Below are 16331 nucleotides of genomic sequence, written 5' to 3'. Positions count from 1 at the left end.
AATTACGCAACAAAGCCTAGATATGGCCGCGACCAGCAGTAACAAGCAGTGGGCGTATTTTATGAATGAGTTAGAAAGCCTCAAAGGAACGTTGGAGTCATTGCAAGAGTAGGGCGTCCCTTTTAAAGGCTAGCGGTTATTGTCGAGCTAGCCTTTCATCACACTTTAAGGTGAATTTCGGAACCTAACCCCTGTTACTCATCAGTAGTTTTGGAATCGAACTTTTGGCTGTCTTCGATATTTTCTGCATTAATTGGAAGCTCGGTTGTTGAATACCGTGGTCACTCTTCAGCTCATCGATCATTAATAACCACAACCTTGCTGTCATTTCTGAATCGGCTAATGCTCTGTGGAAAGTGCCGTCGTTATCTATGCGCTTGAATCGAACTAGGTCGCCCAACTTATGGGTCGGAGCGTCTTGGATTAGCCGACGAGCAATCAACATTGAGCATGCAAACTGTCCATTGTAATCACGTCCAATATTGTCTAATTCTGCGTCGAGAAAGCGTTTATCAAACGAGGCATTATGAGCCACAAGCTGACTGCCTTGGATAAAGTCTGCAAACTCATCCATCACTTCGCTGCAACTGGCCGCAGTGCTTAACATACGGTTACTGATTCCGGTATAGCTTTCAATGAAGCCACTCACACGAAACCCTGGATTCATGAGTTGTTGGAAGGTGTCGACGACTTCGCCGTTAACGAGTTTTACCGCACCGATCTCAATCGCTCGGTCGCCCATATTGGGTGATAAGCCTGTGGTTTCGAAATCGAGAACGATAACGGAATCTGCGGAGTTTGGAGCCATCGTGTTTCCTAATTGCTGTTTGGTAGTATCGCTTTGTATGGGGCGTTTGGTGTTGCTATGGGTAAATCAGTTATTTGCTATTGCTGATAGTAAGTTCAGTGTAACCCGTCGAATCGTCATGCTCTCTGTTGAAGGTCAAGGTATCGTAGCGGTGAACAATCAATTCAGCCGTGGTCGCGATAATCGTCCCTTCAAGCAAATGCCCACCAATTACATTGCCATTCTCATCAGCAACGGAGATATGAATATGCTGGTGGTTTGGGGTTAGCGTTGCCATCACCGAGACTATTTCGAACGGAGCTTGAACTAGCTTGGTGTTGTTGGCATTAGCTAAGCGAATATTGAGTTGAGAAACACATCCGACACAAGACGCAATAGAGCCCGCGGAGATATTGTGCGCTGTCACTAGCCTCTGGATCTCTAGCTTTAGGTCTTGGCCGCGGGTTAATCTCGTTGCGATAGGAGTGATCATCTTATTGCCTCAACGTTATATGTATTTCAAAGAACAAAACGAAGCCACATAGGGCTTCGTTTTATTTTCATTTTGGCTAACGCGACTTTTCTTTTGGTTAATGCAACTTTGCATTTTCTGTCGCTGAAATTACTTAGCCTTGTTGCTGTTCTCTTTTCTTCTTAGGAACGAAGTTCAATACTGAAATGGGTACTTCTTTGCGTGGTTCGAAACCTTCAACAACGCGACGTTCAATCAAGTGACCAAGACGCTTTTCAATAATGCACAGGTTTTTGAAGTTATCTTTTGATAGGAAAGAGATCGCTTCGCCAGATGCATCAGCACGGCCTGTACGACCAATACGGTGAACATAATCATCTGCTGGGAATGGCATGTCGTAGTTCACTACGCGGCTTAGGTTGTCGATATCGATACCACGAGCAGCAACACCCGTCGCGACTAAGTATTTTAGGCGACCTTTCTTAAAGTCAGCCAAGATTTTTTCACGAATCGCTTGGCTACGTCCACTGTGGAAAGCTTCCGCTTGAATACCACGTTTCTCAAGTTGAGCAACCAACTTAGCCGCGCCGTGCTTGGTTTCGATAAAGATAAGCGCTTGGTCCCAGTTACCTTCGGTAATCATGTGGCTCAATAGTGCTGACTTACGGTCTTTATCTACCGTTACCAACCATTGCTCAATGTTCGCTTTAGACGCATCAGTCTTGGCAATCGAAATCTCTTCCGCTTCACTGATTGCACTTTTCGCTAGTGCACGCACTGGCGTTGAAAGCGTTGCCGAGAACAGCAGGTTTTGGATGTCTTGTGGTAGACGCGCGATGATCTTGTTGATGTCTTCAATGAAACCCATGTCTAGCATGCGGTCAGCTTCATCTAGAACCAGTACTTCCACTTCATCAAAGTGAACGGCACGTTGTCCGTACATGTCGATCAAACGACCTGGTGTTGCCACCAGAATATCCACGCCTTCAATAAGACGATCTTTCTGGTGTTGGTAAGACACGCCACCGTACATCGCTAGTGATGTTAGGTTTAGGAACTTCGCGTACTTAGTGATGTTCTGTTCAACCTGAACTGCCAGCTCACGCGTTGGTGTCAGGATAACTGCGCGGATACGTTTTTTACGCTGCGTTTCACCTTTGCTTAGCATTTCTAAGATAGGGAGAACAAAGCTCGCAGTTTTACCTGTACCTGTTTGTGCTGCAGCAATAAGGTTCTTACCAGAAAGAACAATCGGAATTGCTTTTTCTTGAATAGAGGTTGGCTTTTCATAGCCTTGTTTTGCAACGGCTTTAACAATAGGTGAGCTTAATCCAAGCTTGGAAAATGGCATAAGTTTCTCGGTATGATTTGGCTAAATAGCGATGGAAAGGTTTAACAATCTTATACAAGGATAAGATTAATGGCGGCATTCTACCATGTTGCTTGTGTACCGCTAGTAACATAGACACTTTAGTTGGATAATACTGGCTCAATAGCACAACGATAAGGCAAGAATGTAAAGCAAATAGCAAATCCGGTGGAGGATTAATCTCCCACTTATTTTTGCCACTGAATATGCACGATCAGTGATTATTTTGTTTGCTAAAAGAGGTGTTTATCAATTAAGTTGGATCTTGATATTATTTATATCAACAGTTTCATACAGCATATTCCAACTTGAATGAGTAAATAGACCTCCCATTTGGGTTACAGCTATTCTCGTTCCACTAGACGCTTGATTCGGATATCCATTGAACGACGCTAACTTACGTAGACTTCAGCAGCTTATTGCAAAGTATGAATTAGGTGAAGAGTATCACCTAACGATCGATGATCTAGAACACTCGCTATCGACTTCTCGCAGAAACACTTCGATCATTCTTAAATGCTTATCGGAATATCGCTGGATTTGTTGGATTCCGTCCAAAGGAAGAGGGAAGCTTAGCCAGTTTAGAATTTTGGTCAGCTTTCCCGAAGCATTAGAACAAGTGTTAGCGCTTCAGTTAGAGCAAGGGTGTTTTAACGTTATTCCCCGCCTTCTAGAAAGCTATGGTGATGCTGCAATAAAGGCACTGACGCTAGCGACTGAAAAACATAGTCTGTTCAATCAACAACATGACCATTTACTGATCACTCAATATCCGTGGGTTGATAACCTTGATCCAGCAAAAACATACCGAACCGCAGAACATCACATCTTAAGAAGTCTCTACAATACGTTACTCGTCCAAGGCCATGAGGGAAATCCCCAAGCGAGCCTCGCGCACCATTGGAAGGTGGAAGGGCGATTTCTGCATTTTTGGTTGAGACCGAATGTGTTATTCCATGACGGTGAAACTTTAACGGCCAAAGATGTTGCTCAATGTTTGTTACAGTTAAAAAATATCGAAGGGCCAGTACAGTCTTTATTTGATCAGGTCAGTGATGTTCAAGTGGTGGGTGATAAACAACTGACTATTGAGCTGACACACGCAAACCCAATGTTTCTCTATGCTTTGACTAGCCCACACGCGTCTATTTACCGCTGCAAGCGTACTTATTTTTCGAGCGGGCGCAGTGCCTATATCGGAACCGGAGCTTTCTCATTAGACGATTGGAGCGAAGAGTGCTTGGTTCTTAAACGTCACCGAGGTTACTTTGCTCAAAATGCCTTGTTAGAACAGATAACGCTCACCGACATAGAAGGTTTGAATGATCACACCCTGAGTTTTAATCAATCTGGCGTAGCAGAAGAAACCACAATCAATGCACTTTCGTATCTTGCGGTTAATCGTAGAGAAAACTCGGGCATAACCCCTGAAGAACTCGACAGGTTGGTATCGTTTATCAAGTCCAGCAGTAAAGAGTTTGATGCTGATATGGTGACGGATGATCTGTCTTTCTCGCCGAGTAAATTAACATCCAGCAATCCCATTCCTATTTTGACGGGCACGGTTGTATTAACACGACCTAGAATGACGATTCCTTTACTTCAAGATATGGCGGACTGGCTGCAACAAACGATTGTAAAAACGGGTGTCGCTATTGAAGTTGTTGAGCTTACCAATATCAGTGACCCTAGCTCCATGAGTGAGTCGGCAGACTTGTTATTTATTGAAGAAGTTATCGAACAGCCAAAAGAGTATGGTCTTTACGATTGGCTACTTGCTTCATCTGGTCTCAGGTTCATTTTCAACAATTCTGAGATGAAGGCGCATTGCGAGAGAGTTAGAGCTGCTGTCAGTGGCGAGGACCCAATGCGCGAGTTGAAAGAGATTGAAGATTCGCTTTATCAACAGAAGTTACTTTGTCCGTTATTTCACGGCAAAGAGAAGGTTTTTAATAGTGTTGAGGTTCATGGGGTAGAGATTAACCAAACCGGTTATAGTGATTTTTATAAGCTTTGGATAGCCTCGAGCGAGAAGTAATTAGTCCATTTTTAACCCCATTTCCCCATCTTTTAGTTTCTGTTCAAAATGAAAACATGCACGAATCGGCTATCACCCTTTCGTGTTTCTTTCTAATGCCAATCGCTATTATGACTGGCTATGACTATCACAGTCATTTCCGGTCATCCCCCCAATGACAATTCCATTGATAATGTATTTCATTAGGATCTAATCGAATGAAACTTAAGCTTATTTCTATCGCACTTATAGCTGGTGGCCTTACGGCTTGTGGCGGAGGAGGCGGTGGTAGCAACACAAGTGCTCCTGCTCCTCAAACGAGAACCTTACAAGGTGTCGCCATTGACGGGTATATTTCCGGGGCGACCGCGTTTCTAGATATCAATTATAATGGCGTATTAGATGAAGGTGAGCCTAGCAGCATCACGGACCATGAAGGCAGCTATGAGCTATCTTTGACGGGTTCTAACTCAAACTGTATGGACTATGCACCCATCGTAGTGAATGTGCCAGTAGGCGCTATTGATGCGGACAGCCCAAACTCACCGATTACTGAACCTTATCAGTTAATATTTCCGCCAGTCATGACGGTGAGTTCTGAGCAAGAAATTAAGTCGACTACGCCACTTACGACCGTGTTATGGAATGAGATCCAAGCCGACTTGTATAAAGGTGGTTTAAACAGTTGCTCTGCTTTGAAGCAAGCCGTGAACACCCAAAATAGCATTATCCAAAATGTGAAAGAGCATGACTTCCGAATTGCGAACCGATACAACATCGCAGTAGAGGACTTGTATGGTGATTTCGTTAAGAATCAAAATACCGAGCTCTATGAGTTGGCGCAGAAAATGATGCCAGCTATTAAAAAGTCGTATCAAGAGACGAAAGAGATTCAAAAAGAGAACCCAAGAGCCCAGCAAGCTTATGTTGACTATTACTGGCAGCATTGGGACTACTTCAAGAAGAACGAAATTAATAAGTGGTATAAAGTTAAAACAGTGATGACTGCGGATAAGCTGATTGTCATTGAACATGAAGTTTCAGCTGACTTGCAGACAGAACTGGCGTTAAATAAGCATATTGAGCGTAATAGCCAAAAGAAAAATGGTTTGGAATATGACAAAGAAGCTTGGTTCTCATTGGATAGTGATGGAACGGAATATTCATGTTCGGTGAAAGAGACCATCAAGCAACAGATTTTACCTAACTCACTCGCGACCTTTGGTGTGTTGAACCGTGGTTGGTCTAAACAACCTGATTGGGACAGTTGTTCACGTCAAAATGTCGGTGCTGGATTCATGCAAACCTTGTCGGCAGATCTTGTCGGTGACTACAAAGATCAGTTTACCCAAGTACAAGCGAAATTTAATTTTGAGAATAACGCACCACATCCAGAGTGGGTTAATCTCGGTGATTCATTGGATAGAGTGTCGCGCAGCGACTTTGATGCACTCAACTACCTATCGGTAGATTTTAATGACAACAGTTCATATGGTTCTGACAGCTGGAACCGACATAAGTATGCGTTCATTGAAAATACACCGTTTGATTATACTCAGACGATAACGTCTAAATATTCTCAAGGGAACTGGACTAAAGGTTATTATTACCAGAATGGGACAAGTTTATTTGAGTGTTCAAATGATGGTGTGAATTGGTCAAAAGAGACTTGTAAGTAACGCTGCCGAAGTCGTGACTAAATAATTTTAGATACCTTTATGCAATAAAAAAATCCAGTGTCGACAAGGCACTGGATTTTTAGTTTTGGTTGATCGCGATCTAGCTTTGCTTTATCGAAAGCGCTTAAGCGATCTCAATCTTCTCAGCTTGGTTCTGCTCTACCATTGATAGTGCTAGCGCTTCTGCGGCCTTAATGCCGTCGATACCAGCAGACAGGATACCGCCTGCGTAGCCTGCACCTTCACCAGCCGGGAAGAAGCCCTTAAGGTTGATGCTTTGGAAGTCTTTGCCACGTTTGATGCATACAGGAGAAGACGTACGTGTCTCAACACCGGTAAGTAGGCCGTCTGGCGTAGAGAAACCTTTGATCTTCTTCTCGAACGCTGGGATTGCTTCACGAATCGCTTCGATAGCAAAATCAGGCAGCGCTTTTGAAATATCAGTCAGGTGGATACCCGGCGTGAATGACGGTTGTACTTCACCGATTGCACTTGGATCGCGACCTTTCAAGAAGTCACCGATTTTCTGAGCTGGTGCATCGTAGTTTTCACCACCAAGAACATAAGCGCCGCTTTCTAGTTCACGTTGTAAACGGATACCAGCCAGTGCGTCACCTGGGTAATCACGCTCTGGGTCGATACCTACAACGATTGCGCTGTTTGCGTTACGTTCTGCACGAGAGTATTGGCTCATGCCGTTCGTTACTACGCGGCCTTCTTCAGACGTTGCAGCAACCACAGTACCACCTGGGCACATACAGAAGCTGTATACAGTGCGGCCATTCTTACAGTGGTGAACGAGTTTGTAGTCCGCAGCACCTAGGATTGGGTTGCCTGCGTTCTTACCGAAACGAGCTTCATCGATCATCGATTGCTTGTGTTCGATACGGAAACCAACAGAGAAAGGCTTCGCTTCCATGTAAACGCCACGATCGTACAGCATTTCAAACGTGTCACGAGCACTGTGGCCAACAGCCAATACCACGTGACGAGATTTGATCTCTTCACCGTTAGAAAGCGTTAGGCCAGTGATTTGACCATCTTCCATATGAACGTCGTCAACACGAGTGCTGAAACGGATTTCGCCACCAAGTTCAATGATAGAAGCGCGCATCTTTTCGATCATGGTAACCAGTTTAAAGGTACCGATGTGCGGCTTACTTACGTATAGAATTTCTTCTGGTGCACCCGCAGCAACGAACTCTTCAATTACTTTACGGCCGTAGTGCTTTGGATCTTTAACTTGGCTGTACAGCTTACCGTCAGAGAAAGTACCTGCGCCGCCTTCACCAAACTGTACGTTTGATTCTGTGTTCAGCGTACGCTTACGCCAGAAACCAAAGGTATCTTTCGTACGCTCACGAACTTCTTTACCACGCTCAACGATGATTGGGTTGAAACCCATTTGAGCAAGCACTAGGCCAGCAAATAGACCACATGGGCCAAAACCGATAACCACAGGGCGCTCAGTTTGGTTCTCAACCGCTTTAGCAACAAACTTGTACTCCATATCAGGAGTCACTTTTACGTGCGGGTCGCTAATGAATTGTTCTAACAACTCAGCTTCGTTTTCAACGAGAACGTCAAGCGTGTAGATAAGTAAGATCTTTGATTTCTTACGAGCATCGTAGCCACGTTTAAAGATATTAAAAGAGAGTACCTGATCAGAGTTAATACCAAGTTTCGCTTCAATAGCGTCTTGAATAGCAGACTCTTCATGGTCTAGTGGGAGTTTAATTTCGGTTAAACGTATCATTTCGATGTCTCGTTTTTATAGGTGTCTTAGCTAGATCGTTTCTTAATACAGAGTTTGATGGAAACGCTGATGTTCAAAGAAGCGATAAGCTCACAATGGCGCGCATTTTACGAGAAATTGATTTATCTGTCATACTAATTTGGAAACATGGAGCAAATAGACACGATATTAGAGCCGTATGATGTTGAATTTTGCTTTGGGATGAGTATTATCCCCATTCTTCAATTTTGACTAACTTATAGAGCAGAGCATCATGGCATTTGTCGTAGGCGATAATTGTATTCAATGTAAATACACAGACTGTGTGGCAGTGTGCCCCGCAGATGCGTTCCATGAAGGCCCAAATTTCATGGTAATCAACCCAGTCGAATGTATTGATTGTGGCTTGTGTGTACCTGAATGTGATGCTCAAGCAATCTTCCAAGAAGACGAACTGCCAGAAGATCAAAAGATCTTCATCGAAGTGAACGCAGAGCTCGCTGAGATTTGGCCTGTGCAAACGGAAGTAAAAGCACCAATGGATGACGCTGAAAAGTGGAATGGTGTCGCTGATAAATTGGCAATGCTAGAAAAGTAATTGTTGAAAAGAACTCAAATAAAAAGGCGTACTGATTTAATCAATACGCCTTTTTTAATATCTGAACACTGTCGAGTGGCTAGTTAGCTTAGAGGTCTAGCTGTGCTGACGACGCATGTTGTCGAGAATGATACCTGTCGCCATTGCAACGTTTAAAGACTCCGCGCCGCCGAATGCTGGAATCGTAATCTTATCCGTCACGTATTTGGCTGCATGTTCACGAATACCGTGAGACTCGCTACCCATAAGTAAAATGCCGTTGGCAGTAAACTCAGTCTTATGAACACTTTCGCCTTCTAAAAATGCGCCGTAAACCGGTAGGTTCGCTTGCTCTAAGTAAGCGGGTAAGTCAGTTTGGCTTACGTGTACTCGGCCAAAGCTGCCCATAGTCGCGCTGATCGTTTTAGGGTTGTATGGGTCTGCGCAATCGCTGCTCGCAACGATATGCTTGATGCCATACCAGTCTGCTACACGAATAATCGTACCTAGGTTGCCAGGGTCTGAAACGCCATCAAGTGCAATCATCAACCCAGTTGCTTCTGGTAGTTCAAACGTTGGGATCTCAACAACCGCAATCGCGGCATTGTTACTCACCAAAGTGCTCGCTTTGGTTAGATCATCCAGCGAGGCTTCAACACAATCAAACTCAATCAGTGAAGCATGATTTTCAGATAAGAAATCAGCGGTAGCAAAGACGTTCTTCACCACTAAGTCACTATTGAACAGCTCAAGAACGTTCTTTTCACCTTGAACTAGAAACAGGCCATGGGCTTTACGTTGTTTCTTTTGGCCCAAAGCACGAAGGAGTTTTAATTGGTTTTTTGAAATCATGTTTTTATCCTAGATATAAGCCCGCGCATTATAGAGCAAAGGTTGGCGAACCAAAAGCGTGATGACTCAATGCGATCCATATAAAAAGCAAAAGCGATCCACTTAAAAAAGAAAAGCGCACTAAATAGCGCGCTCTTATGGGGTTCACTCACCTAAGTTAAGCTGAACTGCAGCCTAATACGGAGCAGGATAGCGCTTAAAGACCGTGTTGATATCAGTTAGGATCTCTTTTGATAACGGTTTACTGAAAGCGGCTACGTTCTCTTTTAGCTGCTCCATGGTGGTTGCACCAATGATGGTGGACGTCACCCCATCCACTTGATTACACCAAGCCAATGCCAGTTGGCTCGGAGTGAACCCATGAGCATTCGCCACTTCAACATAGCCTTTAACCGCTTCGTTGGCAGATTCAGTGTCACGGAAAATGCCTTTACGTTGCATGTAAGTCCAACGACTGCCTTCAGGCCTTGCGCCATCAATGTACTTTCCACTCAACATGCCTGCAGCTAAAGGTGACCATGGCAGGTAAGCGACATCTTCATGCACACAGTTCTCAATCAGATATGGCCAGTCTTTTGCATGCAGCAAGCTAAATTCATTCTGAATCGAAACCATACGTGGCAAATCGTGTTTTTCACTCAGCTTAAGGTAAGTGTTAATGCCCCAAGTGGTGTCATCTGAAAGGCCGACATGACGAATCTTACCCGCCTTAATGCAACTCGCTAATGCTTGAAGGATCTCCAACATCTCGGCTTCATGCTGCTTTCGGTCAATATCACTGAATCGAATGTGATTCGGGAAATGCTTACCAAAGTGAGGTGTAGTGCGATTTGGCCAGTGAAGTTGGTAAAGGTCGATATAGTCTGTTTGTAGGCGTTGTAATGACGCATCAACCGCGGCGATCACGGCTTCACCGGTTATCGGCCCACCATCTCGAACCCAAGGAAGTCCAGGTCCGGCAATTTTGCTCGCGATGATCAACTCTTGGCGACGCTGTGGGTTACGCGATAACCAGTTACCAATGATTGCTTCTGTTTTGCCGTAGGTATCTGGAGAAGGTGGAACCGCGTACATCTCTGCGGTATCGATAAAGTTAATACCTTGGCTTAATGCGTATTCGATCTGTTGGTCTGCTTGTTGTTGCGTATTTTGTAGCCCCCAAGTCATGCTGCCAAGACAGATACGGGAAACGGGAATTTGACTACTTCCTAGCTTTGAATATTCCATTGAATTCGGGGTTCCTGTGGTTAGGTTCTCTGGTACTCGCATTATAGTTTTGAAAAGAGGGCGAGTGAGGAATGAAAACGAATATGAATTATTAGCACAAAATGACACGACAAGGTATGGCATCGCGGAGTTTAGTGAGTCATTTCTCAGCGCCGTAAGCTAGCGTGTGCAATACGTGAAAATACATTCGCGAGAAACTATGAGCCAAACGGTGCGCGAGAAGTGAAGAACAACAAGCAATGAGCGAAGGTTTAATTAGCCGCTTTTTTGGGGGCGGGAGAGAGGATAACCGATCAAAAATAAAAAAAGCTCTACAGGATAGAGCGTAGAGCTTTTTTATAGGGGTCTTTATAGTGCTAGGTATTCATTGAGTTACGAGGTCGCGTTTGTGTCTAACCCACCCTGGGTTTGCGCCTGTCTTAGAGCTTTCTGCCTTTGAACTTCTTTCTCAGTTAATACTGGTCGAAGCGTTTCCTCAGAGGCTTGAGGAGAGAAAATGAAATATTTATTAATCGTCATAACTGTGTCTCCGTGTAACGTATGACAGATTCTGCATCAAGGATAAATTGTGATCATCATCCACTTTGTACTTTTGTTAGGCTGAGAGCGGAGGGCGTAGAATGCGTACAAAGCGATCTCTTATCATCCGTATGCAATGTTGAACTGACGAAACCCTCTGTTTTCAAGTATAGGAAGCGCATCTAATTTCGCACAATAATGATTTAGAGCAATTACATACATGGTCAGGGGCGTAAGATGAAAAACCTCGCTACTGACTCTGCGTTTGTATTTATATAACAATACATCGCTTATCTATCTTAATAACTAGGTCAGTAAATCAATTACTTAATCCATGGTGAGATGAATTATGGAAAAGCTTGTAGAACGTTTTCTGAATTACGTTACTTTTGATACCAAATCCGATCCTTCTAATCAGCAATGCCCAAGTTCACCGGGTCAGATTACCTTTGCTGAAGCCTTAAAGTTAGAATTGGTGGCATTAGACTTAGTTGATGTGTCTTTAGATGACAATGGATACTTGATGGCGAAACTGCCGTCGAATGTCGATTATCCAGTGCCCGCGATTGGCTTTGTGGCGCACATGGATACCGCTCCTGACGCATCAGGCGCCAACGTGAAACCGCAAGTGATTAAAGATTACCGAGGTGGAACGATTGAATTAGGTAAAAGTGGCGAGAGTTTGAGCCCAAGCCAATACCCAGACCTTGATTCTTTACATGGTCACGACCTTATTACGACTGACGGCACAACTCTACTTGGTGCCGACAACAAAGCGGGCATCGCTGAAATCATCAGTGCAATTGCTTACCTGAAAGCGAATCCAGACATCAAACACGGCGACATCTGCATTGGTTTCACGCCGGACGAAGAGATTGGTCGCGGTGCGAACCTGTTTGACGTTGAAAAGTTTGGCGCCGAGTGGGCGTACACCATCGATGGTGGCCCAGTAGGGGAGTTGGAATTTGAGAACTTCAATGCTACGAGCGCTGATGTTATCTGTCATGGCGTGAATGTTCACCCAGGTACCGCAAAAGGTAAAATGGTGAACTCGATGAACATCGCGGCGCAATTCCAATTGATGATGCCAACGCAAGAAACACCAGAGTGCACAGAAGGTTATGAAGGTTTTTACCACCTGAAATCAGCTGAAATGGGTGTGGCTCGCTCTGAACTGGGATACATCATCCGTGATTTTGAACGCGAGGGTGTAGAAGCGCGTAAGGTATTCATGCAGCAGAAAGTGGACGAGCTGAATGAGCGTCTTGAGAAAGGCTGTGTTGAGCTGGTGCTAACCGATAGCTACTTCAACATGAAAGAGATGGTTGAACCGCATCAACATATTATCGAATTGGCGAAGCAAGCGATGATTGAGTGCGATGTTGAGCCAATGATCAAGCCTATTCGAGGTGGTACAGACGGTGCTCGCTTATCTTTCATGGGGCTACCATGTCCGAATATCTTTACTGGCGGCTACAACTTCCACGGTATTCATGAGTTCATTACCATTCAAGGTATGGAGCAAGCGGTAAAAGTGATTGTTGAATTGTCTCAACGTACAGCAACGCATTACCAAAAATAGAACATCAGAGCGTTATATCTCTTTGTATTTTTGAGAGTATTCAATAATACTCTCTTTAAGCATAAGGGAGTACGCGATGAAAAAGTTAGTTTTACTTTGCACCCACTTAGCCGTGGGTGCTTTTGGTTTTGGGCTTGGTGTCTATGCACTACCTATCTTGATTGAGCCTGATTCTCCGTCTTCAAGTTCGGTTGAAGCGATCAGCCAACAGGCTATTTACACGGGTGAGTTCACTAAAGATCGACAAGACAGTGACTTCTTGCATTGGGGAGAAGGTATCGTCTCGGTTTCTGAAAATGCGATAGCTTTTGAAGGTGAACTGGCACCGGGGCCTGATTACAAAGTTTACCTATCACCTAAATTTATTGAAACCGAGCAGGCATTCAATGACAGCAAGAGCGAATTACTTCGAGTCGGAGATGTGAAAACATTTGATCGGTTTATGGTTGAGCTGCCTGAAGGTACTGATCTTAATCGATTTAATACGGTTGTGATTTGGTGTGAAACTTTTGGTCAATTTATTACTTCTGCCAAGATAAAATGATAGCCTTAGCTAGGCTAATACCAGAATGTATACGAGCGCTCAGGAGTTGAGCGCTTTTTCATAGAAAGGATATTAGCGGCTTTCTTGTAAAGCTAACCGTTGTAAAGCTAACTGTTGTAATGCTAAGGAATAAGTAATGGAAAAGTTGTGGCAAGTAATTGATTTTCTACTCGCTCATAAGTTTATTTTTAGTGCGTTGATTATCACTATTATTTTAATCATTCGCCGAATCACCTTATCTCAAATAAGAGGTGATGTTGCTTTCCTTAGCGAAGACCAACGTAACTGGATGTCACGAACCAAAAACGGCACATTCGCGATTATTGTAGTGACGTTATTTGTGCTGTGGAAATCCGAAATCAGCGAGTTTGCGCTGTCAGTAACTGCCATTGCTGTTGCTATAGTCGTCGCTTCAAAAGAGATCATTTTGTGTTTCACTGGTTCTATTCAGCGTGCGAGTTCTCGTTCATTTAGAATTGGCGACTGGATCGAAGTGGGTAAAATCAGCGGTGAGGTGATTGAGCACAATTTGATGGCGACTGTGATTCAAGAAATCGATTTGTATCATGGGCAATATCACTTCACTGGCAAGACAGCCACGCTGCCTAATAGTATGTTCTTCACTTATCCGGTAAAGAACCTCAACTTCATGAAGCGTTATGTTTATCATAACTTTTTTGTGACGGTGAAAGACTTTGTAAACCTATACCCTATGGTACCGGGTCTTATTGTGAAAATTGAAGAGCATTGCGAAGAGTTTATCGATGTTGCCCGCCGTTACAACGGTGTGATCGAAAAGCACGCTGGCGTTGACCTTCCGGGTTCTGAGCCTCACATCCATATCACAAGTAGTTCGACAGGTGAGCAAGAAGTGCACTTTATGATCTTCTGTCCGACCGAAAAAGCGATTCATTTAGAGCAAGATATTCGTAAAGACTTTATGGAAGCGTACGCGGAAGCATTCCCAACGAGCGCTTAGTTTGCTCATCAGTTTACAATGACCAAGCTATAGCCTCTAAACTATAGCTTCCAAAATATAGCGACCAAACTATAAGTCCAAACAACAGAAAGCCGAGAGCGATAATATCGACTCTCGGCTTTTTTGTTCTTGCTATCTGTTAGCTTAATCTAGGTCAGCTAGTGGTAACCAATCCACTTGTACACCAGCTTGCTCAAACATATCTTGGCTAACTTTAATCTTGTCGCCCCAGCGAGAAAGGAAATCTTCACTTTGCTCTGGGCAATGTACCGCTGAAATACCTGTTTGGATGATTTTTGCAGCACAGTTTGGACAAGGGAAATGCGTCACCCAGATTTCGCAGCTGTCCAAATCACGCTTAGCGAATAAAATTGCATTTTCTTCAGCGTGAAGCGTCTTGAGGTACTTCATCTCTCTGTCATCAGTATCCGCACTATCAGACACGCCATGTGGGTAGCCATTAAAACCAACAGAAACAATGCGGTTGTGCTTAGTGATTACGGCGCCGACTTGAGTTGAAGGATCTTTACTCCAAGAACCGACCAATTCCGCCATTTGATAGAAACGTTTAGCCCATTTTGAAATCATGAGAATTCCTTAACAATTAAATGTGAATGCTTATCTGTCTGACAATACATTATGTTAGACAATATCCATAGAGAACAAAAGCTGAGAGATTGATTTACTTAGGAATTGTAGCGTGTTTGTAATCACTTTATAAGCACTTGGTTTCAATTAACATATTGATACACTTTGGCCAGTTATAATTGATATTCCTCGGACAATGGTAACAGAGGTGTTACGTAAATTTTATGCTGTTCAAATACTAATAAGTGACGGTATAACCATGCGTAAAAAGTTGATCCTTACTGCTCTTGCAAGCTCTCTTATTCTTGCTGGGTGTGGGCAAGATGCTCAAAATGCCAAGCAAGCACCTTTACCTCTCGTAGCTGTACAGGATGTTAGCGTTGTTTCTCACCAGCAAAGTAAGTCGTATATCGGTCGTATAGAAGCCGTTGAAGACACGGCTATTACAGCGCAGGTTTCTGGCTACCTACAAAGCCGTCATTTCAATGAAGGCCAAATGGTTGAAAAGGGTCAATTGCTTTACTCAATTGAACCTTCTTCGTTTGAAGCCGAAGTAGCAAGCGCAAAAGCGTCTGTTGCTCAAGCGAACGCGAACCTTAAAAAAGCTGAGCTTGATTTTAATCGTGGTAAAAATCTACTTCCTAAAGGCAGTATTTCTCAATCTGAATTCGATGCATTAACCGCAAACTTGTTAGGTTCTCAAGCACAGCTTGAAGCAAGCCAAGCACAGCTAAATGCTGCGAATGTTCAGCTTTCTCATACCAAAATCATCGCGCCTTTCTCTGGCCGTATTAGCGATACCAAAGTGAGCACGGGTGATCTGGTTTCACCGTCTTCAGGTGTGCTGACGACTTTGGTTAGCCTAGACCCAATCCACGCATCGTTCAGCATCAGTGAGCGTGAGCGTATTGAGCTGGGTATGGACCGCATCGAAGGCGACGGCAGCAGCGACTCTGCAGGTGTTGAAGTTCAAATCATGCTTGAGAATGGTGAAGCGTTCGAACACCTAGGTCAGCTTGACTTCTTGGGCAACCGTATCAACCTCAACACTGGTACGATCGCGATGCGTGCGATTGCCGATAACCCGAACCAGCAACTACTTCCAGGCCAACACGTTCGCGTTGATCTACGTGAAAAACAACCTATTGATGTTGTGACTATTCCTCGTCGCGCAGTGCAGACCGACCTCGAAGGTGACTTCGTGATGGTATTAGTTGAAGGCGAAGCCGAACCCGTTGCTGAGCGCAGAAACATCGAGATGGGTCGCCAGATTGAAGGTGGCGTGATTGTTCATTCTGGATTAGAGAAAAACGACGCGGTCATCACTCAAGGCCTACAGCGTGTACGTAATGGTATGTCTGTTCGTATTCAAGCTTCTGCTGAACAAGCTGAGTAAGGGGACTA

15 protein-coding genes are annotated in these 16331 nt (G+C 44.1%); 7 read left to right on the top strand and 8 right to left on the bottom strand.

From position 1 onward, the window contains the following. Nucleotides 1-184: 184 nt before the first annotated feature. From AB4384_RS22555 to AB4384_RS22545, 3 genes are all read right to left on the bottom strand, one after another. Nucleotides 185-808 (bottom strand): PolC-type DNA polymerase III, encoded by a 624-nt coding sequence (locus AB4384_RS22555; RefSeq protein ID WP_102320725.1) that lies wholly within the window; start codon nt 806-808, stop codon nt 185-187. Between the two features lie 70 nt (nt 809-878). Then, nucleotides 879-1280 carry a PPC domain-containing DNA-binding protein gene (locus tag AB4384_RS22550; protein ID WP_017059481.1) on the bottom strand — a complete coding sequence of 134 codons (402 nt, stop codon included), beginning with the start codon at nt 1278-1280 and terminating at the stop codon, nt 879-881. Between the two features lie 133 nt (nt 1281-1413). Then, entirely contained in the window at nt 1414-2610 is a 1197-nt protein-coding gene (locus tag AB4384_RS22545) for a DEAD/DEAH box helicase (protein WP_102320726.1), read from the bottom strand. A 400-nt stretch (nt 2611-3010) separates the two neighbouring features. Between AB4384_RS22545 and AB4384_RS22540 the strand changes: the two genes are divergently transcribed. Continuing rightward, nucleotides 3011-4666 carry an ABC transporter substrate-binding protein gene (locus AB4384_RS22540; protein ID WP_102320727.1) on the top strand — a complete coding sequence of 552 codons (1656 nt, stop codon included), beginning with the start codon at nt 3011-3013 and terminating at the stop codon, nt 4664-4666. Between the two features lie 197 nt (nt 4667-4863). Then, nucleotides 4864-6324: a hypothetical protein gene (locus AB4384_RS22535; protein ID WP_102320728.1), complete on the top strand. Its 1461-nt coding sequence runs from the start codon at nt 4864-4866 to the stop codon at nt 6322-6324. 124 nt (nt 6325-6448) lie between these two features. On the opposite strand, the gene AB4384_RS22530 is transcribed toward AB4384_RS22535, so the two are convergent. Continuing rightward, a complete protein-coding gene (locus AB4384_RS22530) occupies nt 6449-8080 on the bottom strand; it encodes an NAD(P)/FAD-dependent oxidoreductase (protein ID WP_048606003.1) in 1632 nt (543 codons plus the stop codon). A gap of 253 nt (nt 8081-8333) precedes the next feature. On the opposite strand from AB4384_RS22530, the gene fdxA reads away from it, so the two are divergent. Then, nucleotides 8334-8657, top strand: coding sequence for a ferredoxin FdxA (fdxA, locus tag AB4384_RS22525; RefSeq protein ID WP_372130145.1), 324 nt, complete (start codon nt 8334-8336; stop codon nt 8655-8657). 96 nt (nt 8658-8753) lie between these two features. On the opposite strand, the gene AB4384_RS22520 is transcribed toward fdxA, so the two are convergent. The 3 genes from AB4384_RS22520 to AB4384_RS22510 all read right to left on the bottom strand — a co-directional run bounded on the left by AB4384_RS22520 (nt 8754) and on the right by AB4384_RS22510 (nt 11234). After that, nucleotides 8754-9488, bottom strand: coding sequence for an RNA methyltransferase (locus AB4384_RS22520; protein WP_017067486.1), 735 nt, complete (start codon nt 9486-9488; stop codon nt 8754-8756). Between the two features lie 174 nt (nt 9489-9662). Further along, nucleotides 9663-10715, bottom strand: a complete 1053-nt coding sequence (locus AB4384_RS22515) for an aldo/keto reductase (protein WP_086968532.1) — start codon at nt 10713-10715, stop codon at nt 9663-9665. Between the two features lie 372 nt (nt 10716-11087). Next, nucleotides 11088-11234, bottom strand: coding sequence for a hypothetical protein (locus AB4384_RS22510; protein ID WP_372130144.1), 147 nt, complete (start codon nt 11232-11234; stop codon nt 11088-11090). A 349-nt stretch (nt 11235-11583) separates the two neighbouring features. Here AB4384_RS22510 and pepT point away from each other — a divergent pair, with 349 nt between their 5' ends. The 3 genes from pepT (at nt 11584) to AB4384_RS22495 (ending at nt 14339) form a co-directional block, all read left to right on the top strand. Continuing rightward, nucleotides 11584-12816 carry a peptidase T gene (gene pepT / locus AB4384_RS22505; protein WP_372130143.1) on the top strand — a complete coding sequence of 411 codons (1233 nt, stop codon included), beginning with the start codon at nt 11584-11586 and terminating at the stop codon, nt 12814-12816. A 76-nt stretch (nt 12817-12892) separates the two neighbouring features. Continuing rightward, nucleotides 12893-13360, top strand: a complete 468-nt coding sequence (locus AB4384_RS22500; RefSeq protein ID WP_048606009.1) for a DM13 domain-containing protein — start codon at nt 12893-12895, stop codon at nt 13358-13360. A 136-nt stretch (nt 13361-13496) separates the two neighbouring features. Continuing rightward, nucleotides 13497-14339, top strand: coding sequence for a mechanosensitive ion channel family protein (locus tag AB4384_RS22495; protein ID WP_048606011.1), 843 nt, complete (start codon nt 13497-13499; stop codon nt 14337-14339). Between the two features lie 144 nt (nt 14340-14483). Here AB4384_RS22495 and AB4384_RS22490 read toward each other — a convergent pair whose 3' ends face one another. After that, nucleotides 14484-14927: a dCMP deaminase family protein gene (locus AB4384_RS22490; RefSeq protein WP_004737813.1), complete on the bottom strand. Its 444-nt coding sequence runs from the start codon at nt 14925-14927 to the stop codon at nt 14484-14486. A 259-nt stretch (nt 14928-15186) separates the two neighbouring features. Here AB4384_RS22490 and AB4384_RS22485 point away from each other — a divergent pair, with 259 nt between their 5' ends. Then, nucleotides 15187-16323 (top strand): efflux RND transporter periplasmic adaptor subunit, encoded by a 1137-nt coding sequence (locus AB4384_RS22485; protein WP_048614803.1) that lies wholly within the window; start codon nt 15187-15189, stop codon nt 16321-16323. The last annotated feature ends 8 nt before the right edge of the window (nt 16324-16331 follow it).

The sequence above is a fragment of the Vibrio sp. 10N.261.51.A4 genome, from assembly GCF_041471945.1.
GTDB lineage: Bacteria > Pseudomonadota > Gammaproteobacteria > Enterobacterales > Vibrionaceae > Vibrio > Vibrio crassostreae_C.
This window is presented reverse-complemented; position numbering and strand designations above follow the sequence as displayed.